The organism is Nocardia testacea NBRC 100365 (assembly GCF_000308775.1).
GTDB classification, from domain to species: Bacteria; Actinomycetota; Actinomycetes; order Mycobacteriales; family Mycobacteriaceae; genus Nocardia; species Nocardia testacea.
The window spans coordinates 16,711-40,309 of the sequence record NZ_BAGJ01000267.1; the positions used below are offsets into that span (position 1 = coordinate 16,711).

The 23,599-nt window shown below is 67.3% G+C and carries 21 protein-coding genes and 2 pseudogenes; 11 read left to right on the plus strand and 12 right to left on the minus strand.

What is annotated here, in order from left to right; genetic code table 11:
* Positions 1–26: 26 nt before the first annotated feature.
* Positions 27–3,182, plus strand: coding sequence for an AfsR/SARP family transcriptional regulator (locus tag ON38_RS29580; protein WP_039828378.1), 3,156 nt, complete (start codon positions 27–29; stop codon positions 3,180–3,182).
* Here the strand turns inward: ON38_RS29580 and ON38_RS29585 are convergent.
* From ON38_RS29585 to ON38_RS29600, 4 genes and pseudogenes are all read right to left on the minus strand, one after another.
* Positions 3,166–3,927 (minus strand): ABC transporter permease, encoded by a 762-nt coding sequence (locus tag ON38_RS29585; RefSeq protein ID WP_039828379.1) that lies wholly within the window; start codon positions 3,925–3,927, stop codon positions 3,166–3,168. The two genes, ON38_RS29580 and ON38_RS29585, sit on opposite strands and share 17 nt — an antisense overlap.
* A pseudogene (locus ON38_RS29590) lies at positions 3,924–4,858 on the minus strand (ATP-binding cassette domain-containing protein). Before ON38_RS29590 ends, ON38_RS29585 begins: the two are co-directional and overlap by 4 nt.
* Positions 4,859–4,951: 93 nt before the next feature.
* Positions 4,952–6,361 carry an outer membrane protein assembly factor BamB family protein gene (locus tag ON38_RS29595; protein WP_039828380.1) on the minus strand — a complete coding sequence of 470 codons (1,410 nt, stop codon included), beginning with the start codon at positions 6,359–6,361 and terminating at the stop codon, positions 4,952–4,954.
* 276 nt (positions 6,362–6,637) lie between these two features.
* Positions 6,638–7,384, minus strand: coding sequence for a DsbA family protein (locus tag ON38_RS29600; RefSeq protein ID WP_051165457.1), 747 nt, complete (start codon positions 7,382–7,384; stop codon positions 6,638–6,640).
* A gap of 140 nt (positions 7,385–7,524) precedes the next feature.
* Between ON38_RS29600 and ON38_RS29605 the strand changes: the two genes are divergently transcribed.
* Positions 7,525–8,298 carry an SDR family oxidoreductase gene (locus ON38_RS29605; RefSeq protein WP_039828381.1) on the plus strand — a complete coding sequence of 258 codons (774 nt, stop codon included), beginning with the start codon at positions 7,525–7,527 and terminating at the stop codon, positions 8,296–8,298.
* 258 nt (positions 8,299–8,556) lie between these two features.
* The gene (locus ON38_RS29610) at positions 8,557–9,132 is read left to right on the plus strand and encodes a dihydrofolate reductase family protein (RefSeq protein WP_039828382.1); all 576 of its coding nucleotides are present in this window, start codon (positions 8,557–8,559) and stop codon (positions 9,130–9,132) included.
* On the opposite strand, the gene ON38_RS29615 is transcribed toward ON38_RS29610, so the two are convergent.
* Genes ON38_RS29615 through ON38_RS29625 form a run of 3 tightly spaced genes read right to left on the minus strand, consistent with a single transcriptional unit; the run spans position 9,114 to position 10,489 of the window.
* Positions 9,114–9,851 (minus strand): helix-turn-helix domain-containing protein, encoded by a 738-nt coding sequence (locus tag ON38_RS29615; RefSeq protein ID WP_245564393.1) that lies wholly within the window; start codon positions 9,849–9,851, stop codon positions 9,114–9,116. The genes ON38_RS29610 and ON38_RS29615 overlap by 19 nt on opposite strands.
* Complete coding sequence (locus ON38_RS29620) at positions 9,852–10,256, minus strand: type II toxin-antitoxin system VapC family toxin (protein WP_039828383.1); 405 nt, start codon at positions 10,254–10,256, stop codon at positions 9,852–9,854.
* Positions 10,253–10,489, minus strand: coding sequence for a FitA-like ribbon-helix-helix domain-containing protein (locus ON38_RS29625; protein WP_039828384.1), 237 nt, complete (start codon positions 10,487–10,489; stop codon positions 10,253–10,255). Before ON38_RS29625 ends, ON38_RS29620 begins: the two co-directional genes overlap by 4 nt.
* Before the next feature lie 105 nt (positions 10,490–10,594).
* On the opposite strand from ON38_RS29625, the gene ON38_RS29630 reads away from it, so the two are divergent.
* Both ON38_RS29630 and ON38_RS29635 read left to right on the plus strand, forming a co-directional pair.
* Positions 10,595–10,774: a hypothetical protein gene (locus ON38_RS29630; RefSeq protein WP_039828385.1), complete on the plus strand. Its 180-nt coding sequence runs from the start codon at positions 10,595–10,597 to the stop codon at positions 10,772–10,774.
* A gap of 406 nt (positions 10,775–11,180) precedes the next feature.
* Positions 11,181–12,062 (plus strand): NAD(P)-dependent oxidoreductase, encoded by an 882-nt coding sequence (locus ON38_RS29635; RefSeq protein ID WP_039828386.1) that lies wholly within the window; start codon positions 11,181–11,183, stop codon positions 12,060–12,062.
* Between the two features lie 33 nt (positions 12,063–12,095).
* Here ON38_RS29635 and ON38_RS29640 read toward each other — a convergent pair whose 3' ends face one another.
* Entirely contained in the window at positions 12,096–12,881 is a 786-nt protein-coding gene (locus ON38_RS29640) for a helix-turn-helix domain-containing protein (RefSeq protein ID WP_039828387.1), read from the minus strand.
* A 67-nt stretch (positions 12,882–12,948) separates the two neighbouring features.
* Here ON38_RS29640 and ON38_RS29645 point away from each other — a divergent pair, with 67 nt between their 5' ends.
* The 3 genes from ON38_RS29645 to ON38_RS29650 all read left to right on the plus strand — a co-directional run bounded on the left by ON38_RS29645 (position 12,949) and on the right by ON38_RS29650 (position 14,763).
* Positions 12,949–13,893 (plus strand): LLM class flavin-dependent oxidoreductase, encoded by a 945-nt coding sequence (locus ON38_RS29645; protein ID WP_039828388.1) that lies wholly within the window; start codon positions 12,949–12,951, stop codon positions 13,891–13,893.
* Positions 13,894–14,259: 366 nt separating this feature from the next.
* The gene (locus ON38_RS37765) at positions 14,260–14,430 is read left to right on the plus strand and encodes a hypothetical protein (RefSeq protein ID WP_245564395.1); all 171 of its coding nucleotides are present in this window, start codon (positions 14,260–14,262) and stop codon (positions 14,428–14,430) included.
* A gap of 15 nt (positions 14,431–14,445) precedes the next feature.
* The gene (locus tag ON38_RS29650; protein ID WP_245564396.1) at positions 14,446–14,763 is read left to right on the plus strand and encodes a DUF222 domain-containing protein; all 318 of its coding nucleotides are present in this window, start codon (positions 14,446–14,448) and stop codon (positions 14,761–14,763) included.
* Positions 14,764–15,048: 285 nt separating this feature from the next.
* Here the strand turns inward: ON38_RS29650 and ON38_RS29655 are convergent, their stop codons facing one another.
* Both ON38_RS29655 and ON38_RS29660 read right to left on the minus strand, forming a co-directional pair.
* Positions 15,049–16,413: a hypothetical protein gene (locus ON38_RS29655; protein WP_051165458.1), complete on the minus strand. Its 1,365-nt coding sequence runs from the start codon at positions 16,411–16,413 to the stop codon at positions 15,049–15,051.
* Positions 16,410–16,985, minus strand: a complete 576-nt coding sequence (locus ON38_RS29660; RefSeq protein ID WP_039828389.1) for a D-alanyl-D-alanine carboxypeptidase family protein — start codon at positions 16,983–16,985, stop codon at positions 16,410–16,412. Before ON38_RS29660 ends, ON38_RS29655 begins: the two co-directional genes overlap by 4 nt.
* A 114-nt stretch (positions 16,986–17,099) precedes the next feature.
* Here ON38_RS29660 and ON38_RS29665 point away from each other — a divergent pair, with 114 nt between their 5' ends.
* Positions 17,100–17,795 (plus strand): response regulator transcription factor, encoded by a 696-nt coding sequence (locus tag ON38_RS29665; protein ID WP_039828390.1) that lies wholly within the window; start codon positions 17,100–17,102, stop codon positions 17,793–17,795.
* 41 nt (positions 17,796–17,836) lie between these two features.
* Positions 17,837–18,577, plus strand: a complete 741-nt coding sequence (locus ON38_RS29670; RefSeq protein WP_281004647.1) for a sensor histidine kinase — start codon at positions 17,837–17,839, stop codon at positions 18,575–18,577.
* A gap of 108 nt (positions 18,578–18,685) precedes the next feature.
* Here the strand turns inward: ON38_RS29670 and ON38_RS29675 are convergent, their stop codons facing one another.
* A complete protein-coding gene (locus tag ON38_RS29675; protein ID WP_039828391.1) occupies positions 18,686–19,312 on the minus strand; it encodes an antibiotic biosynthesis monooxygenase in 627 nt (208 codons plus the stop codon).
* A 633-nt stretch (positions 19,313–19,945) separates the two neighbouring features.
* On the opposite strand from ON38_RS29675, the pseudogene rpoD reads away from it, so the two are divergent.
* A pseudogene (gene rpoD, locus ON38_RS29680) lies at positions 19,946–20,932 on the plus strand (RNA polymerase sigma factor RpoD); the annotation flags it as partial.
* A gap of 105 nt (positions 20,933–21,037) precedes the next feature.
* Here the strand turns inward: rpoD and ON38_RS29685 are convergent.
* Entirely contained in the window at positions 21,038–22,189 is a 1,152-nt protein-coding gene (locus ON38_RS29685) for a N(5)-(carboxyethyl)ornithine synthase (RefSeq protein WP_039828392.1), read from the minus strand.
* Positions 22,190–23,599 lie beyond the last annotated feature (1,410 nt).

Consider the following 23,599-nt stretch of genomic DNA (forward strand, 5'->3'; position numbering starts at 1 on the left):
GTGACCCGCTGCGGCAGAATGGTCCGGTGCAGATCGCGTTGCTTGGACCGCTCGACATCCGAGCAGACGACGGGGGATCCATCGAGGTACCGGGCGTCCGGTTACGGGCGCTGCTGATCGCCCTCGCCCTGGAAACCGGCCGCCCGGTCCCGCGGACCACCCTGGTCGACTGGATCTGGGGTGAGCAGCCGCCCGCCGATGCCGCGAACGCCCTGCAAGCGCTGGTCTCCCGGCTGCGCCGGCTGCTCCCGGACGGATCGCTCGAGGGACAGGCGGGCGGATACCGGCTCACCGTGCGCCCCGGCGCGGTCGACGCGGTGCGGTTCGAGCAGCTCCTCGACGAGGCCCGCGGCCGTGACGACGCGCAGCGGGCCCGGCTGCTGCGCGAGGCACTCGGCCTGTGGCGCGGTGCGCCGATGCAGGACGTGGAAGTACGCGACAACGAGGCCGTGGAGGCGGTGCTCACCCGGCTCGAGGGGCTGCGTCTGGCCGCGACCGAGGACCTCTACGAATCGGAGATCCGCCTCGGCCGGGCCGCGGAGCAGGTGAGCGAGCTGACCGAGCTGGTGACCCGGTATCCGGTGCGGGAACGGCTCGTCGCGGCGCTGATGCGCGCGCTCGGCGCCGCGGGCCGTGGATCCGAGGCGCTGGTGGTGTACCAGGAGGCGCGGGAAGCGCTCGCCGACACACTGGGCGTGGATCCTTCCCCGGAACTGTCCGAGCTGCACGTCGCCCTCTTGCGCGGCGAGGTGGGCCCGGAGAACACCGAGCGCCGGACCAATCTGCGTGCCGAACTCACCGGATACATCGGCAAATACGCCGATATCGCCGCCGTACGCGACCTCATCGCCAATCATCGGCTCACCACTCTGACCGGTCCCGGGGGTTCGGGAAAGACCAGGCTCGCGGTGGAAACCGCACAGACCCTGCTCGACGATCTCCCCGACGGCGCCTGGCTGGTCGAACTGGCGTCCGTGGAGGCGAACGGTGACGTGGCGCAATCGGCGATCGCCGCGCTCGGCCTGCGCGACGCGCTGCTCGGCGGCGCCCCGAACGCCGAACCGATCGAACGGTTCGTCGCGGCGGTGCGTGACCGCGAGACGCTGGTGATCCTGGACAACTGTGAGCACGTCATCGACGCGGTGGCGGTATTCGCCCACCGGGTCCTGGGGGAGTGCCGGCGGCTGCGGATCCTCGCCACCAGCCGGGAACCGCTCGGTATCACCGGCGAGGCACTGTGGCAGGTCGAGCCGCTGGCGCTACCCGCCGCGCATGCGGACCCCGGCGAGATCGCCGCGTCCCCGGCGGTGCAACTGCTGCGGGACCGCGCCGGAGCGGTGCGCAAGGAACTCGCCGACGACCCTCGCGCCCTGGCGACCATGGGCCGCGTCTGCCGTGCGCTCGACGGGATACCGCTGGCGATCGAACTGGCCGCGGCCAGATTGCGCACCATGTCCCTCGACCAGCTCGCCGACCGCCTCGACGACCGGTTCCGGCTGCTCACCGGCGGCAGCCGCACCGCGATCCGGCAACACCGGACATTGCGCGCGGTGGTCGACTGGAGCTGGGAGCTGCTCACCGACGCGGAACGGACGGTATTGCGCCGGCTCGCGGTATTCGCCGGCGGCGCGAGTCTGGCGGCGGCGGAACAGGTGTGCGCGGACCCCGGCGCCGGCCCGGACACGGGGGTCGAGCAGTGGGAGGTGCTCGAACTGCTCACCGCGCTCACCGAGAAATCGCTCCTGCTCACCGCGGCGGAGACCGAGCCGCGCTACCGGATGCTCGATACGATCCGGCAGTACGCCCGCGACCGGCTGGAGGAGTCCGGGGAGACGGACGCGGCGCGCCGAGCGCATCTGGCCTATTTCACCGATCTCGCCGCGACCGCGGAACCGCACCTGCGCCGCGCCGAACAGCTGGAGTGGCTCGCCGTGCTGGGGGCCGAGCACGACAATATCGCTGTCGCGATGCGCGGCGCGCTCGCGGCCGGCGATACGACCGGGGCGCTGCGGCTCGCCGCGGCTGCCGGCTGGTACTGGTGGCTCGGCGGGTACAAGGCCGAAGGTCTGGAGTTCCTCTCCGCGGTCGCGGACGCGCCCGCCGACGTGGACGACGAGACCCGCGCCATGGTGTACGCGCTGGTCGTGCATTTCCTGAGTTCGGGGCGCAACGACGCGAACCAGGTGGGGGAATGGATCCGCAAGGCCCACCGCGTCGGCCGCGATGTGCGGGCCGGGCATCCGGCGGTGGCGTTCATCGCCGCGCTGGAACGGATGCTGCACGGCCCGGAAGCGTTGCCGGCCGCGTTCGAACCGCTGCTCACCGCCGCCGACCCCTGGGTGCGTGCGCTGGCCCGGTTGCAGATGGGCAAGATGCGCATCGTGCTGGGCCGGGACGGACCGGAAGTGGACCGCTATCTCGAGGGCGCGCTGGCCGAGTTCCGCGCCCTCGGTGAGCGGTGGGGGATGTCGTTCGCGCTGACCGAGGCGGCGAACCGACACGCCACCCGCGGCGAATTCGCGGTGGCCTGTGAACTTTTCGAACAGGCGAATGCCGTGGTCACCGAGATCGGCTCGACCGAGGACATCGTCGGGCTGCTGTCGCGGCAGGCCCAGTTGTATTGGCTGGCGGGTGATACCGAGGCGAGTGCGGCCGCGCTGGCCGAGGCGCAGCGGTGCGCGGCCCGGGTCGCCTGGCCGGTGGCGCTGGCCGAACTGGCGCTGGCGAAGGCGGAGCTGGCCCGCTGGCGCGGTGCGGCCGAGGAGGCGTACGAGCAGATCCGGGTCGCGACGACCATATTGGGCAGCGAAGCCGAGACGCCCCATCTGGCCGCCATGATCCACACCATGCTGGGTTACCTCGCCACCGATCCGGAACAGGCCCGGTCCCACCATGGCACCGCCTTCCGGGCGGCGGCCGAGGCCGGGCATTCGGTGCTGGTCGCCCAGGTGATTGTCGGGGTCGCGGATCTGGCGCTGCGCGCGGACCGCGCTCTCGACGCCGCGCGGCTGCTCGCGGCAAGCAGCGCCGTGCACGGTATGCCCGATCGCTCCCAGCCGGACGCGGCCCGGATCGAGCGGACAGTACGAGATCGCCTCGGTGAAGCGGACTTCACCGAGGCGATGCGGGAGGGCGCGGAAGCGGACTGGCGGGAACTGGCCGCCGTCACGCTCGCTTGTTGAACGTGGCCCGGGACCACACGTATCCGACGAGGGCGAACCCGGCGCACCAGGCGAGCGCCGCGGCCGTGTAACCGCCGGAGGGGTGACCGGCCAGGAATCCGCGCAGTGCTTCGATGATCGGCGTGAACGGCTGGTACTGGGCGAACTGCCGCACCCCCTGGCCCATCTTCTCGGCCGGCACGATCGCGGTGCTCACGAACGGCAGCATGATCAGCGGCACCACGCCCATACCGGCGGACTCGGGGGTTTTCGCCGCCATACCGAGCGCGACCGTGAGCCAGGCGGCGGCGAACGAGGTCGCCGCCAGGATGCCGAGGGCACCCAGCCAGTGCAGCCCGGTGGCCGGTGGCCGGAAGCCCAGCGCGAACGCCACCGCGAGGATTGCCACGACGGCGACCGCATTGGTCAGGATGGTGGCCACGACATGGCCGGTGAGGACGGCGCTGCGGGACACATCCATCACCTTGAACCGGTTGATGATGCCCTTCGACATATCCGAGCTCACCGCCACCGCGGTGCCCGACAATCCGTAGCTGATGGCCAGCAGCAGCATGCCCGGCGTCGCGTAGTCGATGTACTCGCCGCCGACGTCGAAGGCGCTGCCGAACACGTACACGAAGATCAACATCATCACCACCGGCATGAAGGCCGCGTTGAAGATGGTGACCGGATTCCGGGTGGAATGTTTGAAATTGCGCCGCAGCATGATCGACGAATCGGCCAGCGGTGCGGTGATGGTGCTCATGATGCGGTGACCTCCGTGGTCGCGTGGCCGGTGAGGGAAAGGAACACATCGTCGAGATCGGGTGTGTGGACAGAAACCTCGGCCGCCTCGAGCGCGGCATCGTCGAGCCGATCGAGCACCTGCCGCAATGATTTCGAGCCACCGTCACCGGGCACCCGCAGCGTCAGTGCCTCGTCGTCCCGGGTGGAACCCGGCAGGACCCGCTGCGCCGCGTCCAGTTCGCCGAGGTGGGTGAACCGGAGCCGGATATAGCTGCCGGGGACCTGGCGTTTGAGTTCGCCGGGCGTGCCCTCGGCGACGATGCGCCCCTGATCGAGCACCGCGATCCGGTCGGCCAGCTGATCGGCTTCCTCCAGATACTGGGTGGTGAGGAAGATCGTCACGCCCTGATCCGTCAGACCCCGCACATGGTGCGCCGGCTGCGCGGATCCAGCCCGGTGGTCGGCTCGTCCAGGAAAACGATCTCCGGCTTGGTGACCAGCGTCATCGCCAGATCCAGCTTCCGCCGCATACCGCCGGAATAGGTCGCCGCCCGTTTCCGCGCCGACTCCGTCAAGTCGAACCGGTCCAGTAGCTCGGTGACCACCCGCTTGCGCCCCTCACCTCGGAGCCGATGGATATCGGCCATCAGCTCCAGGTTCTCTTCCCCCGTGAGTAGATCGTCCACCGCGGCGAACTGCCCGGTGACCCCGATCGCCGCCCGTACCGCCTTGGTCTCGGTCGCGATATCGTGCCCGGCGACCCGCGCGGTGCCGCCGTCGGCCTTCAACAGTGTGGTCAGCACGTTCACCGTGGTCGTCTTGCCGGCCCCGTTGGGACCGAGCAGGGAGAAGATCGTGCCGGCGCCGATGTTCAGATCGATACCGTCGAGGACCGTTCTGTCCCCGTACGCCTTCCGCAGCCCCGAGGCCGCGATTGCCGAATTGCTCATGGGAAGTACTGTCGGCGCGGCGGCTGATATCGCCCTGATGCCGAGCTGATACGGCCATGACACGGGGTCCCGGGTGACGGGCCGGGTCGTCCACTACGCCGGGGCGTATCCGGTGAACTCCTGGGCGGTCACCGTGACCATATGTCCGCCCATCGCCCGCACCGCCGTGTGGAAGGCGGGCCTGCCACTGGGCGGCAACGGCATCGACCAGGAAACCGCACCGTCGCCGGCGACGATCGCGTGCACAGTGGTGCCGTCGGACAGGATGAGGTGGCTCGCGTCGGTAATGCCGTCGTAGCGCAGCGTGTTCGAGAACGGCGTCGGCAGCGCCCAGACCCGGTGCCCGTCGGTGAGGTCGAGGCCGATCAACTCCGCTCCACCGGGCGACCGGACGATCACGGTATCGGCCACCACTCCTTCCACCGCGCTCGAACGACCGGTGGGCTCGTCGATGCCGATCTGCGCGTTCGTCCACAGAACCCGGCCCGAGCTCCGCTCGTAGGCCCTCTCGCCGGTGAGGATCGGCGGCGGTGTCGCGGTCGCGGTCGGATACCACTCGAGGATGGAACTCGCATTGCCGACCTCGATGATCGGCCGGCCGCTGCGCTCGAGCAGCGCGAGCCGCCCCGCGCTCCCGCCGCGCTCGATCACCTGCGACGCGATGAGGCCGCCGTCGAAGGTGTAGGCGACGGGACCGGTGAACAGCGGCTCGCCGGAGTGCAGATCGTAGACGCGAACGTTGTGGTCGTGCCCGTCGAGGAAGTAGTTCTGGGCGGTCCCGTCGATCCGCGGGGTCACCGGGTCGCCGGCGACAGGCGTCGGATAGGTCCGCCGCCAGATCGCGTCGATATCGGATACCGTGCCGCGCGTCACGACCGCCGTCATCCAGTCCTCGGTCCGGCCGGTCACCGCTACGACACCATCGCGGACCGCGACATCCGTGACCTCGAAGTCGGTCGGATGGTCCCCGAGTATCGCGCCCGTGGCCGCGTCGACTATCACCACTCGGTGCGTGCCGTGACACGCGAGCCTTCCGCCGGACACCCGCTCCCGGCAGCCGTCGAGTTCGCCCACATCGGTCGTCCACAGCACGTGACCGGTATCCGGATCGATGCCGTGCATCCGAACCGGACCGACAGTCGCCCCGGAATTCTCGCCCGCTCCCGGCCCGCCGGGCACCGCGGTCGCCGCGACGATCACCGTCCCGGCATCCATCGGCGCCCCGTAGCCGTAATAGCTGTCCAGATTCTGCGGCGCCGCCAACAGCACCGCGCCGGGCTCGTCGGACAGGTCGGCAGCGCGCAGAGTCCACTGCGGCACCGGAGCGGAGTCGAGCCGTGCGGATATCAGGAAACGCCCGGCGAGCACGGAGGCCTGCCGCGGCTCGTCCGGTGACCGCCCCACCCATACGACCACCGCGATGCCCATCGCCACCACGAGCAGCACCGAGATCCAGATCTTGCGTGTTCCCCGGTCGATCGGCCACTTCGCAGCCTTGTTCATCGGGCGGTCTCCTTCATACAGCCGAACAGAACGGGCTGTGCGAACAGGTAACGTATCAGCGGCTTCGGCGGGGTAGGAACAGCGACTCGATGCCTTTGATCCGTTCCGGGCCTTCGCAACACGCGACAGGTTCGCCGAACCCCGCCCCTCCCCGGGCAGCGCGAACCACTGTTCGACTATTTCGCCCGCGCCGCCGACGCCTACCGCCGGGTCGCGGCGGAGATCGGGGGACCGGCCGGAGACCGACGCGGCGGGCTGTGGAACCGGTGGCCCGATTCAGCGCGCGGCGGCTATCACCGCGGCGAGGCCGTTCGGGCTCATGAGAGTGGCCGCGTCGGTGACCTGCTCGCCGTTCACGGTGACGGTCGGGGTGGAGTTCACGCCGCTGTTCAGCACCTCGTCGGTCTTCGTGCGCAGATAGGTGTCGTACTCGCGGTCGGTGATGCACTGGGCCACCGCGGGATCGGTGTAGCCGGCGGATTCCGCGATATCGATCAACGCGCTGTCGGGCAGGCCGGCACCGCCCTCTTCGGGCTGCCGGGTGAACATATCGGAAAGCCAGGCCTGATAGTCGTCCACGCCGGAATTCGCGACGCAGAATGCCGCATTGCCCGCCCGGGAGGAGTACTCGGTTGTGCTGGCGCGGTCCAGGAAGGTGATGACGCTGTATTCGACCGCCGCGGTGCCGTCGCGCACGGCGTCCTCCAGCACCTTGCCGTTGGCCTCCTCGAATGCCTTGCAGGCGGGGCACTGCAGGTCCATGACGACGCGGACGGTCACCTGCGCGCCGGGTTCGCCGATCCGGACCGCGCCGTCGGCCAGCACATGCGCCGGAGCCGAATCGCCGGCCGTCGCTGTCGGGGTGCCGGGAACATCCTCTGCCGCAGCACTTCGCGCCAGCAGTCCGATACCGATCGCGGCGGCGGCCACCAGCAACACCACGAAGGGGGTCGCGATCACGAGAAGCCGGCGATTCGATCCCTGGTTCTGCGGGGGCGGCCACCCGCCGGGGTAGGTGCTCAATTCGTGCGCTCCCGTTCGCCGGACATTGCTCCGTCAGCCTAGTCGGCGCCGGCCGGGTCGGATGAGATGCTTCCGTGGAGCGGCTCGGTTCCGAGTCGTGGTCCGGCGAACCGGTGGGGTCACCGAGGACGGAGAGACGGATGACGAAACGGATACTGGTCACCGGCGGTACCGGTCGGCTCGGGCGCGTATTCGTGCCCCGGTTGCTCGCCGCCGGCCATGATGTGCGGGTTCTGACCCGTTCCGAACGCGCACCGGCGGCCCATCGGTGGGCGGTGGGGGACCTGAGCACCGGAGCCGGGCTGAGCGAGGCGCTCACCGGTATCGAGGTGATCGTCCACCTGGCCACCACCAACGGCCGCGGTGACATCACCACGACCCGTGCGCTGGTCGAGGCCGCGCAGGCCGTCGGCCGCCCACATCTGGTGTACCTGTCGATCGTCGGTATCGACCACCACGCACTCGGCTATTACCGCGCGAAAGTGGAGTGCGAAGGTCTGATCGAGCGGTCGGAGCTGCCGTGGACGATTCTGCGCGCCACCCAATTCCACGACCTGATCGCCGAGATATGCGACTACCAGCGGTTGTTGCCGCTGCTCGCGATGCCGTCCAAGGTGAGTTTCCAGCCGGTCGATGTCACCGAGGTGGCCGATCGCCTCGCCACATTGGCGGCGGGTACCGCGAGCGGCCGGGTACCCGACCTGGGCGGACCGGAGATACGCGCCGCGACCGACCTGGCCCGGGCGTATCTGCGAGCCGCCGGGCGCCGCAGACCGGTACTGGCGGTTCCGTTGCCCGGTAAAGCGATGCGCGACTTCCGCGCCGGGCTCCAGCTCGCTCCGGACCACAAGGACGGACGGATCACTTTCGAAGAGTTCCTCGCCGCGCGCCGCGAACAGGATCCGGGCCGCTGAGGTCCTCGCTGTTGTCCGGCCGGCGGACTGTTTCTGCTCGCCCTGCGGACGGCGTCGAGGCCCCGAGCCCGCGGGGGAGCTGCGGTCAGGCCCCGCGGTTTCACCGGTGCTACCGACGGCCAGGGCGCGAACCCGTACCGGCATCCGGCAGTGCCTCACGTTCGGCAGCGGTCGTGTCGGTTTCGTCCAAGACAACGGCGGCCGCTGTTCCTACGCTGACCTCAGGCCGAATCCGAGGCCCGTACTCAGGAGGAACAGATGACACGCGAACTCGTCTACACGGGCTTCATGTCGCTGGACGGCGTCGTGGACTCGCCCGGCGGCACCGTCGAGGGACACCGCAGCGGCGGCTGGGTGATGGACACCGAGTTCGTGCCCGAAGCATTCGCGCTCAAAGGCGAAGAACTCGCCGATACGACCGCGCTGATGTTCGGCCGCCGCAGCTACGAGGCCTTCGCTCCGACCTGGCGCGATTCCGATGATCACGCCGCGTACAAGGACCTGCCCAAATATGTCGTCTCGTCCGGTCTGGGCGAGGACGCCCTGATCGACGGCTGGGGCCCGATCACGATCCTGCGCACGGCCGACGATATCGCGAAGCTGAAGCAGACCGACGGCGGCGCGATCTACATCCACGGCAGCGCCGAACTGGCCCGCAGCCTCGCGGACGCCGATCTCATCGATCGATACAACCTGCTCGTGTTCCCGGTGCTGCTGGGCGCGGGCAAGAGCCTGTTCAGCCGCGCCGACCGGGACAAGCAGACCCTTCGGGTGCGGGATTCGGCCACCTACTCCAACGGTGTGACCAAGCTCGTCTACGACGTGGTGCGCTGACCGGGATCGAGCGCGATCGCGCCACCGTCCCCGGCCCGCAGCTGCCGGGCCGTCCGCCCGACGTACCGGCGCAGCGCCCGGGCGAGATGGGGTTCGTCGTAGTACCCGAGCTTGTCGACGACATCGCCGGGGGTCTCACCCGTGGTCAGTAGCAGGGCGGCGCTCCGTGCGCGGCCGATCTGCCGGACCGCGCCCTGGGTGAGCCCGGTCGCCGCTCGGAACCGACGCTCGAGGGTCCGTTCGGTCACCTCCGGCGGCGACCCGCGCAGCGTCGCCGAAACCAGCGGATCGCGGATCACGACTCCTTCGCGGACGAGCCGGTCGACCAGCGCCTCGGCGTCGTCGGGTCGCGGGGTCTCCCGGTGGGCGCCGTCCAGCCAGAAGGTCCGGCCGGTCACATCGGGCAGTACGATACCGCCATCCACCAGGTTCGATGTCGCCGTCGCCCGCAGCGACGTCCCGACCGCGAACTGGATACCGACGAACCCCGCACCCTCGGGTACGGGCGCGGTCCCGCTGCGGCTCTCCGGACCGGTGACGGCCGCGTACGGTCGCCCCTGCTGCTCCCAGAACACCAGTCCCCACGTCTCGGACGCGACCGAGGTCATCTCCGAGACGTGCTCGCTGCGACAGGTCCATACGGACTCGACCCACGGCGAATCCGACGCCCGCGTCCCGAACAGCAGTCCCACGGTCGGATAGTAGGCCTGACCGGGCATCTAGAGAACAGTGACCGCGACCTCGGGTATCGCCTGTAGCGCTCCCTTGGCCAGCCGCGCATCGAAGGTGACCAGCGGTGCGTCGTGCACTGCGGCGACTGCGAGGTACGCGGCGTCGTAGATGGAGACGTTGTGGCGCAGTTTCCACACAGTGTGCAGTAGCAGCGAGTCTGTTTCGACGTACATGATCTGCATGGCGGTGAGCGCCCGGAAAGCGGCGTCGGCATCGGTGCCGGCCAATTGATTCGTCGAGACCGCTTTGTGCAGGGTGCGTACGACTTCCAATGGCATATGGGCGGGTGCGGCCCATTCGTCGTCCGCGAAAAGCGCTGCGCGCGCCGCCTCTCCTCGGTCGGAGGGACCGGCGAGCGCCATCACCATGACATTGGCGTCTACGACGATCACTCGTCGTCCTCGCGGCCGGTACGGATTTCCGCGACCACCGCATCGGCGTCCATGCTCAGGGAACGTCGTCCCACCAGGCTCTCGATCAGCTGCCGGTTGCGTTCGGCGCGGAACTCCCTTTCCAGCAGGGCCCGAAGATAGGTCTGGGTGGATTGTCCCCGGGCGGCCGCCCGGCGCGCTATGGCGTCACGAACTTCCTCGGGGACATCCTTGATCTGGATTGCGACACTCATGTAGCCAGGTTACATGCGCATGGCATGTGCATGTAACGTCTCGGCGCGGTGCCGGGACTCTGCTCAGCGTTGCCACCGCCGTCGGCACCGGAGGACACTGGGGGTATGGCCGACAGGGAGCAACGCACACCTTTCTACGGGATAGTGCTGATCCTCGCTGCGCTCGGTGCGTCGTTGGCGGTCAGTTACTACGGACCGATGTGGTTCCGTGTCACGGTCTACATCCTCACCGTGCTGCTGGTACTTGTCGGCGGTGTCATGACGTTCCGGGACTACCCGTACTGACTTGGCGAATGCGTGAGCACGTCTTCTCGATCCGTCGAGGCGGCGCGCAACCACTTGTCGATGCACCCTGCGGGCGGACCGCCGTCACGGTTGTGCCGGTCTGAGCCGGGCCCGAGGCTGCTCGGGCGGGTGAAGAGGGCAAGGCTCTCACCCGAGAAGTGCCGATCGGTCGTCTTCGCTCGGCGGCCGGGCCGGAGCCGTTGCCGGCGGTATCCGGGCGCGAGCCCGCAGCCGTGCCGAGACGCCCGGCCCAGGCGTGTCGCAGCGCACCGTTGCGACCTGGTGCATTACCTGTAGGTGAGCAACCGGCGGGAAAAGTGCGTACTTGTCGGCCGCCGCACCGCGCGCCGACACTCGGAGCGCCGCGGCGTTCACCCGGATCGCCGCGCAGTGATCGGAGCCGCAGATGACCTCAGAGCAACGCGCATCGGTGACCGTGCTCGGCACCGGATCCATGGGCAGCGCGCTCGCCCGCGCGTTCCTCGCCGCCGGGTACCGGACACACGTGTGGAACCGTAGTGCGGCGCGAACCACGGAACTGGTCGCCGCCGGCGCGACCGCGCACCGCGATATCACCGATGCCGTCGAGGCGAGTCCGGTGATCATCGCGTGCCTGAGCACCTTCGCCGCCACGCATGCGAGTCTGTCGCCGTCCACCGGGATTCTCGCGGGCCGCGATATCATCACCCTCAACAGCGGAACGCCGGCACAGGCCAGAGAGTTCGCGCAGTGGGTGCGCTGCGCCGGCGCGCGTTTCCTCGGCGGCGCGATCAAGAATGTGCCCGCGGCCGTCGGCGACCGGAACACACTGCTGTACTTCGGCGGCGACCGCGACGTCTTCGACGCGCATACCGGCACCCTGCGTGTCCTCGGCGGCGAGCTCGACTTCCTCGGCGTGGAAACCGACCTAGCCGCACTCTACGAATCCGCGGTCGGCGCGACGCTGCTACCCGCCCTGCTCGGCTTCCTCGAGGGCGCCGCGATGCTGGCCTCCCGCGGTCTGCCCGCGCATACGATGGTCCCGTACTCGGTGAAATGGCTGCGGATGATCGAGTCGCTGCTGCCGGTCCTGGCCGAGGAGATCGACACCGGGAACTACACCCTTCTCGGCTCCAGCGTCGAGCTGTTCCACAACGCACTCGCCGACGACAGGCAGCTCGCCGCCGAATCGGGTGTCGACTTGTCCTGGCACGCCCCCATGCACGACCTGCTGCGCCGCGCCGTCGCCGAGGGCCGCGGCGATCAGAGCATCACCGCGCTGATCGAATTACTCACCGCCCGACCGTGATTCCTTCCTTGACCCGACGCCGGGGACCGGAACTCACAAGCGCCCTGACTCTCGGGTATTCCGCTCGAGTGCTTCCGCGGTGTAAGAATCCGCGGGCAGAAAAGTTTCCAGCCGTAGCTCGGAAATCGTCACGTGCACGGCGGTGGCGAATGTGGTGATCGCGGTGATGAGACTCAGCTCGCCGCGACTGGATCGAAGGCGTAGCGGGACGGCGAAACCGAAATGATCCGTGGCGACCGGCGGCGGATGCGGTAGATAACCCTCCAGTTCGGCCAGCATCGCCAAATGCCGCTCGTGTGGGGCACGGGCGTTGTCCTGCCTGGGCCGTTCAAGCACGTGCTGTGCCCAGTCGTCGAAGTTCAGGATGCGCGGCGCCATACCGCGTGGATGTAATGCCAGACGTAGCACGTTCACCGGTGGTTCCAGCAGTTCCGGCGCTACGCCCTCGGTGAGGATACCGAGACCGTCGTTGGCCGCTACCAGCTCGCCGAACCGGTCCACCACGATCGCCGGGTACGGACTGTGCCCGTCGAGCAGCCGCCGCAGACTGTCCATCACCGGTCGCAGCGCGGGATCGTCCAAGTCGGTTTCGGGGTAGCTCGGTGCGTAGCCGGCCGTCAGCAGCAATGCGTTCCGTTCGCGCAGCGGCAGTTGCAGTGATTCCGCGACCCGCACCACCATCCCGCGCCCCGGCATGGAACGGCCGCTTTCCATGAAGCTCACATGCCGTTGCGTGGTGCCGGCCCGCAGCGCCAGTTCGAGCTGCGACAGCCGCCGCCGCGTCCGCCATTCCTTCAATGCCGCGCCGAAACCGCTCATGAGGCGAGCGAAGCATATTCCCTGCAGGGAATTGAGTGCATACCCCCGTTCGGCGACGGTTGACCACATGAAATACGGACTTCTCCTACCCGCGGGTCAGGCCCAGCTCGACGCGGGCGGCTCGGCGCAGGCCCTGGTCGAGATCGCTGTGGAAGCCGAGCGGCTCGGATTCGATTCCGTCTGGGCCGGCGACTCGCTCGTCCGCGCCCGGATCGAACCGCTCACTGTGCTGACCGCCGTCGCGCAGGCGACCGAACGCATCACGCTCGGCACGGCGGTGCTCATGCCCGCCTACCGGCATCCGGTGCACGCCGCGGTGACGCTCAGCTCACTGGATCTGCTGTCGGAAGGGCGCCTCGTGGTCGGCGTCGGCGCCGGTTTCCCCGGCTTCAGTGAGCAAGAACTGGAGCTCGTCGGGGTGGATTTCCGTACACGCTTCTCCCGGCTCGACGATACGGTCGCGCTGTGGCGTGAGCTGTGGACCGGGAAGCCGCAGTCGTTCCACGGCAAGGTACTGCACTACGACTGGTTGCCCGAGGTGCCTGCGCCCGCACGTCCGGGCGGCCCGCCGATCTGGCTCGGCGGGATCACCCCGGCCGCGCTGCGGCGCACCGCCCGACTCTACGACGGTTGGCTGCCCTACCCGCCCGACCCCGCGGACTACGCGACCGCATCGGCCACGATCCGTGACACCGCGACGCGGCCGGTCACCCCGGCCCTTTTCGCGACCGTCTTCGTGGACGACGACGCGCAGCGGGGCGCGAAGGCGCTGGACGACTACTGCCGGGCCACCTATCGCATGCCGCTGGAATCCGTCGCGCAGATCCAGGTGATGATGTCCGGTCCGGATATCGCCGCTCGGCTCGGGCGGTTCGTCGAGGCAGGTGCGCGGCATATCCTGCTGCGGATCGGCGCGGTCGACTCCACTGCATTCACCGAGCAATTGGCCAGGGTCGCGAACATCCTTCCGACGCTCCCACACGGGTCGGTTCGCCTGGCCGCCGTGGATTGAACAACAGCAAGGTATAGCGACCACGCCTGTACACGACCGACTTCGGTCCGGGCAATGTCGCGGTGCACGCGGGTGCGATCGAACTAGAGGCAGGCGACTCGGGCGAGGCAGCTCACGACGGCGCAGCCGTCCGCCTGCCTTCGGATATGGCTGTGCCCCGGGCGGGCCACCACTGGCAGGACAATGCCCGCGCCTGGTTGATGGCCGGGAAACCGGACAGGGCGCTGGTCGCCCTGAACAAGGCCCGGGCAACCGCGCCACGGCAGACCAGACTGCACCCGGCGGTGCGGGAGACCGTCCACGGGATAGCGGCTGCCCAGCATCGGCAGAGCCGAACCAGGGCCTTCCGCAGCCGCAGGAATGGACGTGTCCGACGTGGAAACGGTCCCCGGCGCGGCCGGCGGGCATACAGCGGGCGTGGGCAGCGTGGTGCCGTTCATGACGGTTTCGGTGGCGAGTTCTGGCGGTGCGTTCGCGGCCTGCCCGGACACGCATAACCCAGCAGGCCGATTTATCGAACATATGTTCTATGCGTGAGGTAGGGTCGGCGGGGTGAACACACATTCGACTGCACCGGCACCGCATGCGCCGGCGCGGAGATGGTCGGAACTGGCCGATGTCGACCTGCTTCGCACTCTCGTCGAAACCGAGCGCCACCGGCGGCGACTGGGTGCGGCCATGGTCGCCGCGGTCGCCGAGGCCGAGCGCCGTGGTCTCGCCGCCGACACCGGCTACCGCGACACGGCGGAGCTGTTGAGTGATCTGCTGCGGATCAGTACCTCCGAGGCGCGCCGGCGAATCGAATGCGCCGCTCCGCGGGCCCGATCGCGTTCCAGAAAACCATGGAGGGCGTTGGCGGCGGTCGGCTGAGCCCTGAGTCCGGGCCGTGGGCTGCCGGCCGAGACGACGACGGCGCTCATCGGGGCTCGGCCGATTCGTGTGCCACTGCGGGAGTCCTGTCGGGTACGGTCGGCCGAATTCGGCGGCAACCGTAGATGTTGTGCCCTCGGCGGGGCACATCGAAGACGGGAACACGGGTGACCTGCGAACTACTATGGCCGACTGGTAGTCGAAGCGAATCTCGCCCTGGGCTGAGCTGCGATGCGGGTGTTCGGAGTATGGCCGTCGCCGGTGGATACTCCGGTTTGTGTTCGATCAGAAATTCGGGCGGTTCTGTACCCAGCGGAACGGTGTGCTCCGCTGCGGGAAGCTGTCCGGGTCGATCCGGTCGAGCGTGAGGGTGACCTGGTGGCCGTCCAGTTCGCCGGTCAGCACGACTGTTTCTGTACCGGTTTGCTGGAAGTTCAGGGTGCCCAGGGGGTTTCGGGTGTGCTCGGATTTCGCCATCGGTCTGGATTTCGGTCTTCCCTCGAGCAGCCGGATCCGCCGGGACGCGGCATCCACGTCGGCGGGAACCGTCGAAAAGGTGTCGTCCATTCGCTGAAAGCTGACGGTACCCGGATAGTCGAACACCACGGTTTTCCATCGAGTTGTGTCGGTGGTCAGCGGTGGCACCGGCTGTCCGTCGCGGGTGTACTGCGACACCGTCCAGATGCCGTACAGCGGCGGTTTGGGACGGTCGGGCCCACTGGAATGCCAGGCGTGCAGGCCGCCCTGCACGAGTGCCACCGTCATCCAGATGCCGAGTGTGACCTGCATCAGTGCCGCGATCCGGCGAGATCTCCCGGCATGGAACGGATACGGTGCGTCGGACGGGCCGGTGGCGCGGTTGAGCAGCAGCACTCGTGTCAGCCGCCGCGCTTCGGGCGCCAGCAGTATCAACGACATGAGCAGAAGATGGGTGGACGAGATCTTCTCCGGCACATCGAAGGTCATGTTCAGCACGACGATCAGCAGGGTGTCGATCAGCGCCAGCGTCGCGCCGAGCAGCGCGGTCCGTGGGATCAACAGCAGGATCGCCGCGGTGATTTCTGCCGCGCCGAGCAGCATTTCGTATGGTCTCGACACACCTACCTGCGACCACAGCACGGCCATCGGCGTGAGGTCGCCGTACTTGGTCAGCAGCGTGGTGAGCGACGGCTCGGGCATCTGCGTCGGAATCGTCTTGGCGAAGCCGAAGCTCAACATCTGACCGGCCAACGATATCCGGATGACGAGGAGGAACCAGCCCGCGAGTGCGCGATATTGCCCACGGTGCCGGTCCAGTACCGACCACACCGCTGATCCGGCCACCGCCACGACCAGGATGCAGAACAACAGCACCCAGAAAATCGTCTGATCCCCGACTCCGGTCGGATACAGCTGTACGTCGGTACCGAACAGCTCCCGGCCCACCCAGTTCAGGACAGGCTGCAGTTTCCGGATGTGCCAGAACTGTGCGTCGTGGCCCAGCCGGCGGCCGAGCGGACCGGTCAGCACGAAGGCGATCGGCGGAGTCAATAAAGAGAACAAGCCGAAGTAGAGGAAACAGAACCGGAACGCGATACGGGTGAGTGGTTTCCACCGCGCTCGCCGAGCCGGCTGCGGTCGTTCGGTGGTGAGGGTTCCGTCCGTCTTCACGACCGCATCCTGGGATCGTGTGCCGGGTCGGGATACACGGCAGGGCAGCCATGCTCGATCGCCTCCGGGCGCAGTTCGTAGTGCCAGGGCTCGTTGCGATAGACCTGGCACAGTCCGTATGCGGCGCCGTGTGCGGACAGCCACGCCGCGGCATCGGAACCGAGGTCGACCGCGTTACCGGACACATGCGCGGAAGTGTCCGCGGTGGCGACCCACCGGGCGGCTCTCTCCGTCGAGCCGTACTTCGCGACCGCCGCGCGAAGTAGCCGGTCCTGGTATGTCCGGGAACGCCAGCCACTGTTGACGTGGAACTCGATGCCATCGTCGCCGGCGTCGGCCGCCGCGGCGCGCAGGGCGCCGATCAGACCGGGTGCGAGGTTGGCTACGCCGGGATATCCCTCAGCGAACACTGTGACGCCGTTCGGGAGACCACCATCGTCCGGGACAGCCCGGGCGCCGTGGAGTAGGTCACCGACCGAACGAACCGACGATGGTGCCGACTGATAGACCAGAGCGCCGATGATCGCGGCAATGGCGACGAGCAGGCCGGTCACAGCCGGCCTGCGGGTCATTGGTGGTAATCCGGTTCTTCGACTCATACCGTCAGTCAAGGCACAGCGGTGTTGCCGGCCCGTATGCCGTTTTCGATATGCCGGCGATATGTTGCGCCTCGTAGCATCGAGAGCATGCGTGTGCTGGTCGTAGAGGACGAGCCCTACCTGGCAGAGGCCATCCGTGATGGGCTGCGATTGGAAGCGATCGCGGCCGATATCGCCGGTGACGGCGACACGGCCATGGAGTTGCTGAGCATCAACACGTACGACATAGCGGTCCTCGACCGCGATATCCCGGGGCCCTCGGGGGACGAGATCGCCGAGCACATCGTCGCGTCCGGCAGCGGCATGCCGATACTGATGCTCACCGCTGCCGATCGGCTCGATGACAAGGCCTCCGGCTTCGAGCTCGGCGCCGACGACTATCTCACCAAGCCGTTCGCGCTCCGTGAACTCGCCCTCCGGCTCCGGGCGCTCGACCGCAGGCGCGTCCACAACAGGCCACCGGTGCGGGATGTCGCGGGTCTGCGGGTGGACCCGTTCCGCCGCGAGGTCTACCGAGACGGTCGCTATGTGGCGCTCACCCGCAAGCAGTTCGCCGTGCTCGAAGTCCTCGTCGCTGCCGAAGGTGGCGTCATCAGCGCCGAAGAGTTACTGGAACGGGCGTGGGACGGGAATGCCGATCCCTTCACCAACGCCGTACGTATCACCGTTTCGGCCCTGCGTAAACGGCTCGGCGAACCGTGGCTCATCGCCACCGTGCCCGGCGTCGGCTACCGCATCGACACCGGACCGGACGCCGGCGGCCGGGGAGCGGAGCGTGGATAGGCGTCAAGGGTTGAGCGTCCGCATGAAGCTCACCCTCAGCTATGTCGGGTTTCTCATGCTCGCCGGCACCCCTGCTGCTCGCTGCTGTGTGGATGTTCCTTCTACGAGGAAGGTCGAATGCCCTATTCGTTCCCGATCTGTCCGACTTCCGGCGCGCCTTCGATCCAGGCAACTTCGGCGCAGCTGTCTTCGTCCCGGCGGCAGTGCTCGTGCTGCGGTTCCTGCTGGTGTTCGGCCTCGTAGGCGGGTGGATTCTCGCCGGGCGCGTGCTGGCCCCACCGACTCGAATCACCGAGGCCACCCGGACGGCCGCGAGCGGATCGCTTTCCCAGCGGATCCGGTTGCCGGGCCCCCGCGACGAGTTCCGCGAACTCGCCGACAGCTTCGACACCATGCTCGCCCAATTGGAAGCCCATGTAGCCGAACAGCGGAGATTCGCAGCCAACGCCTCCCACGAACTACGCACCCCGCTGGCGATCACACAGGCATTTCTCGACGTGGCCGGCAACGATGCCGACAGCAACACCGCTGAACTCATCGAACGACTTCGCAACGTCAACACCCGAGCAATCGGCCTCGCCGAAGCATTACTGCGACCTGAGCATGGCCGCCACTCAGGAAGGTCTGGCCGCGACGATGTCCGCGATCGCGCACTCCGGGGCTCGGCCAGTTCGTCTACCGGATGGCCGCACCAGAACAGCTCTGACTTTCACCATCGAACGTTCAACCATCTCGCAGAAAGACAGATCGTGACGCAACACCTGCAGGATCTGAAACTGTGAGCCCTCGGCCCCGATTGACTGCTGCCGCGGAGCAGTACGGGAAGCGCCCATACCGTCGCCGGGGCGGCTATTCTCCGAACAAGCCGTTGGTCGCGGCGTCATCTACCCTCAGACCAGTTCGGGGACGCGCAGATGGGCGAGCGCGATCTCGAAATCGCCGACCTCGAGCACATTGACACCAGCTTGGCGGGTACCTTCGCGGCGTAGGGTCTCGAGTTGTTCGCGGTTTCGTTCGATCGCGTCGGAGCTGTCGAACGTCTCGCATGCGACGCCGCGTCCAGTTGCCCGGTCGATCAGTAGGCTCGTGCTGCAGAATCCCGGCATCTGTTCCAGTTGCGACGCCACCATGGACTTGTAGGTCTCGACCGCTGCGCCGAACCGGCCCGGATCGTCGGCCTTGGCCCACGTGAGCTGGGCGCACGCGCCCTCGCGTATGCGATGGTCACGGTGCATGGCCCCGACCTCCCACTGCTCGACCTGCGCCGAATCGGCACCGAACAGTTGGACGGCGCGGTCACGCAGCGATTGCACCTGATCGGCGCTCTCGCGCATCGCCTCCTCGGACTCCCACGATGTCGTCGCGATACAGCGACCTGACGCCCGGTCGATCAGCAGCGACATCCCGATACAGCCGGATATGGCCTCCAGGGCCGGCATCAACCGGTCACGGGTATGCGCGATGCCGGCGTCTATCGCGGAGGGCTTCGCTTGAAATGTTGTAGAACGTGCGTACACGACCCACTCCCTCTGTGCTCAGGGCAGCGCCCCGGTGGCACCACCGATGCCCCCACACTCCTCCGGCACGACGGCCATAGCAATAGCCAGGAAATAACCGATATCGATTCCGTCGGAAGCGCCCCTGATGCGCTCGAGGGCCGCTCCGGCCGACCGGCTTCCAGCCCGGCAAGTTTCGATGGACCTTGCTCGACATTCTCATCACGTCCAGCCCGGAAAGCTGTCAGGAAATCGCGGTTACCTGCAACGATAAAGCATTGAGTTCAGTCAACTGGGAAAACCGGTCGCTGCCGAACGAGCCGCCGCACGCTGTCCATGGCACTGCTCATCCGGCGCGGCTCCAACGCAGCCTGCGCCTACGCCGCCGAGACTCGACACGTCGACCCAATGGCGGATTGCCACCGGACTGGAAGGTATGGGCTGGTGCCGGTAGTCGCCTCACTTCGTGTGTCGACCAGTACGCTGGTCATTGGTCCCGGTGATTGCCGAGCCCCTCGAGGCCTCTCCGCGGTCCTGTTTTCTCGAATCGCGATGTCGCCCGAATCACTCGGAGAGGCGAATGTGGCAACTACAGCAGGCAAAACAAATGGCCGAGATTCCACCGGCACCTCGGCGGAGCAAGATGACATTGCGGACGACATCTGGGACGAGGACGAGTCTCCGGCGCTGCGTCGGGCGCGCAAGGAAGCCGAGTTCGCCGCCGGTGGGGACTCGACACGGGCGTATCTGAAGCAGATCGGGCGAGTTCCGCTACTCTCCGCGGCCGAGGAGGTCGATCTCGCGGTCCGGATCGAAGTCGGCCTGTATGCGGTGCAGAAACTGCAGGCCGAATGCGAGGGGCCCGCGGGTGTCACCTTCGCGCGTCACCGAGATCTGACCTGGATCGTACAGGACGGCATCGCGGCCAAAGATCATCTGCTCGAGGCAAACCTGCGGCTGGTGGTGTCGATCGCAAAACGGTACACCGGGCGGGGCACGGCCTTCCTCGACCTGATCCAGGAGGGCAATCTGGGTCTGGTGCGGGCGGTCGAAAAGTTCGACTACAGCAGAGGTTTCAAGTTCTCGACTTATGCCACATGGTGGATTCGCCAGGCGATTTCTCGCGCTATGGCCGACCAGGCACGCACCATACGAATCCCCGTGCACGTGGTGGAGATCATCAACAAGCTCGGCCGTGTGGAGCGCGAACTGCTTCAGCAGCTGGGCCGCGAGGCAACAGACCGAGAGCTTGCGGCAGAATTGGGTATCGCCCCCGAGAAGGTTCTCGAGGTTCGGCAAATCGCACGGGAGCCGATCTCGTTGGACCAGACGTTCGGTGACGAGGGCACGACCCAGTTCGGCGATTTCATCGAAGACTCCGAGGCTGTCGTAGCCGTCGAGAAGGTAGCGTTCACCCTGCTGCAGGAGCAGTTGCGGTCGGTACTCGACACGCTCAGCGAGCGCGAAGCCGGTGTCGTGCGCCTGCGTTACGGCCTGGGTGATGGGCAGCCTCGAACGCTCGACGACATCGGGAAGGTCTACGGCGTCACCCGTGAGCGGATCCGGCAGATCGAGGCGAAAACGATGTCTAAGCTACGTCACCCGTCGCGCGCACAGTTGCTTCGGGATTATCTCGAATAGAGGCAATGGTTCTGCGGACGGTTGAAGGCCGGCAGCGGGCCCAGCCGCAATTGTCCAGCGTTATGGGGAACACCGCGAGTTCAGCGTCGGCCCGGTCTCCGGTGTTCAGCGGCGGTGGTGCGGGTATTGCGGTAGGCGCTGTTGTAAAGACAGGATCGCGGGGTTCTGGATCGTGCCGTTGCGGATCTCGATCGCGCGTCGGACGGTTTCGTGATCGTCCCAGGTGGAGTGTTCGGAAAGGACCGACCGCAGGTGCGGCAGCAGCGCTTCGCTGATCTCCCAGGTCGCCGAGTTCCACAGGTAGGACGGGCTGTGATCGACAGCGTAGTAGGTGATCCCGTCGCCGACCGGGAAGGTCGGCCGGGTGAAGGTCGTGGGCTGCGCCCAGCTGAAGCCCATGGCTTCGTCGCAGGAGACGTCGACGATGAGGCTACCCGGAGCAAAAGCGGCGAGGTCGTCTTCGATGAGGAAGGTCAGCGGCGCGTCGGTGTCCTGTAGCACGCAATTGACGACGATGTCGTGCTCGGCGAGGAACCCGGCCAACGGCACCCGGCCGGGTTCGGTGTGTGCGTAGCTGCGACGCGGGTCGCCCGGGTTGTTCGCGTCGTGGTCGAAATGCACCATGGTGGCCGAATGGATCGGCGAACCGACGGTGCTGAGGCCACGGGCGGTGAGAACCCTGACGTCGTGGATCCCGTGGGCGTTCAGCGCGGTCACCGCGCCGCGCGCGGTTGCCCCGAACCCGATCACCGCCGCTCGCAGTCGGCGGCCGTAGTCCCCGGTCGACCCGGTCAACTGCAAGGCGTGCAGCACCGAGCAGTAGCCGGCCAGCTCGTTGTTCTTGTGGAAGACGTGCAGTCCGAACGAGCCGTCGCGTCGCCAGTGGTTCATCGCCTCGAACGCGATCACGGTCAGTCGACGGTCGATGGCAAGTTGGGTGAGCTCGGCGTCCTGCACACAGTGGGGCCAGCCCCACAGCACCTGGCCGGTCCGCAGTTCGGCGACGTCGTCCCGCAGCGGCTTGGCCAGCAGGATGACCTCGCACTCGGCGATGAGCTGCTCGCGTGTGCGCATCCCTGCAATCGTGCCCGCCAATTGTTCGTCGGGCACGCCGAAGGGTTCACCGTAGCCGTGTTCGAGGTAGATGGATTTCCGGAGATCCGCGTCGATCCGGTCGAGGTGGTGTGGGTGGATCGGCAACCGCTGTTCGTTCTCTTTTCGTGAACGCGCGATGACGCCGAGACTGAGCTGGTGCAGCGGAGGCCCCTTTGATAGGAACCAGTTCTAGCACACCCGCGGCAATCGTCTTGTACTCGGGTGGTGTCCGGTCCAGGTCTCGCGCAGCACGCCCGCACCTCCGCCGGCACGCACCAGAACAACAACGACAGCACGCAGCCCGCTGCATTGTCGTCGAGGCGGCGATCAAGGTCGGTGGCGTGATTGTGGAGAGATCCACTCCCGGAAGGCTGCCAGGATTTCCTGGCAGCCGATAAGCTGTCACGAAATTCAGGCACTATTTTTTCAACAATGGTCCCGGATCAGCCGAGGACTCGGGCACATTCGGAGATCCTGTCAGGCAAGGCCGGCATGCCCGTTCCAAGCGCTCCAGCAGATCGAGGTAATCACCGACGAAATCGTCGAAGCCGAACACCAGCGCATCGAAGCTGTGTGCCAGACCCGTGCAGACGGAGCTTCCTGGAGCGATGCCGCCGCGCCGCGCACACTACCCGGCAGTCCGCACATGAGCGCTGGCCGAAACCGTGAGAACAATTCGCGTCGACGCGACCGAGATCGAAGCACTGACCACTCCGGCAATCGAGGCGATTTCTGCGCCACGACTTCTCGCTCGGGCGTCCACGTCTTCGTGGCGAGTGGACAACGCCCCCCGGTACCGCTGCCTCCTCCATTGTCGCCGGCGCGTACCCGTGGGCTTGATCCGGGCCGTGACGACCCCGGGAAGGATTCGTTCGTCGACCCGGCACGACATCGATCTTCCCGCGTCGGAGCCGAGCCGGGAGGGCTGAGCTCCGACGACGGAGAGGGGTATGTCTATTTGCGCTTCTTGCCCCTGTTCTCCAGGGCTTCGACACCGGATTCGGTCGCGGCTGACTTGGCCTTCTTCTCCGCTCGTTTCTCCTTGAGCGATTTCCCCTGCTTTTTGGACATCGTGCTACGCGGAGATTTATCGGACAACTGGGCATCCTTTGTTTGCGAGACCTCGGCGGTCTCGTTCCCTCGACAGTACGCTTCCGGAAGGTTCCAGCCCGGGCAGAGCGAGGCGAGCCGGCACTCGAGGGTTTCCTCGACGAGCGCGGATTGTTTGCCCGACAACGCATCCGGCCTCAGCCGAACAGACCGTCGCTAAGGGCGGTCGGCAGCGCCGCTGCCCTTTGCTGCCGCAACCGCATGGCCGTATCGCTCCCGCCGTGCGGCGACGGGCGGTGCGCTTACCTGACGGTCCCTCGGGCACGCTGTGAGCGATATTGGAAAGTGTCGCACCGAGGTGGCGGCGTTACACGGCTGTCAGCGGGTCGAACACAAGTCGGTGCACGTGCGCGACATGTCCCGGCGCGCTGTCCACCAGCTTCTGTCGGCCTTGGGGGCAGGCAGGGAAGCCAGGCCCTGTATGCGCAGACCGCCACCGTTTGACCTGCACATATTCGTTTC

Coding starts and splice junctions, on each gene's coding strand:
- ON38_RS29585 (WP_039828379.1), bottom strand. CDS start 3,927: ATGAGCACCATCACCGCACCGCTGGCCGATTCGTCGATCATGCTGCGG.
- ON38_RS29595 (WP_039828380.1), bottom strand. CDS start 6,361: ATGAACAAGGCTGCGAAGTGGCCGATCGACCGGGGAACACGCAAGATC.
- ON38_RS29605 (WP_039828381.1), top strand. CDS start 7,525: ATGACGAAACGGATACTGGTCACCGGCGGTACCGGTCGGCTCGGGCGC.
- ON38_RS29610 (WP_039828382.1), top strand. CDS start 8,557: ATGACACGCGAACTCGTCTACACGGGCTTCATGTCGCTGGACGGCGTC.
- ON38_RS29615 (WP_245564393.1), bottom strand. CDS start 9,851: ATGCCCGGTCAGGCCTACTATCCGACCGTGGGACTGCTGTTCGGGACG.
- ON38_RS29625 (WP_039828384.1), bottom strand. CDS start 10,489: ATGAGTGTCGCAATCCAGATCAAGGATGTCCCCGAGGAAGTTCGTGAC.
- ON38_RS29630 (WP_039828385.1), top strand. CDS start 10,595: ATGGCCGACAGGGAGCAACGCACACCTTTCTACGGGATAGTGCTGATC.
- ON38_RS29635 (WP_039828386.1), top strand. CDS start 11,181: ATGACCTCAGAGCAACGCGCATCGGTGACCGTGCTCGGCACCGGATCC.
- ON38_RS29640 (WP_039828387.1), bottom strand. CDS start 12,881: ATGAGCGGTTTCGGCGCGGCATTGAAGGAATGGCGGACGCGGCGGCGG.
- ON38_RS29645 (WP_039828388.1), top strand. CDS start 12,949: ATGAAATACGGACTTCTCCTACCCGCGGGTCAGGCCCAGCTCGACGCG.
- ON38_RS29660 (WP_039828389.1), bottom strand. CDS start 16,985: ATGACCCGCAGGCCGGCTGTGACCGGCCTGCTCGTCGCCATTGCCGCG.
- ON38_RS29665 (WP_039828390.1), top strand. CDS start 17,100: ATGCGTGTGCTGGTCGTAGAGGACGAGCCCTACCTGGCAGAGGCCATC.
- ON38_RS29670 (WP_281004647.1), top strand. CDS start 17,837: ATGTCGGGTTTCTCATGCTCGCCGGCACCCCTGCTGCTCGCTGCTGTG.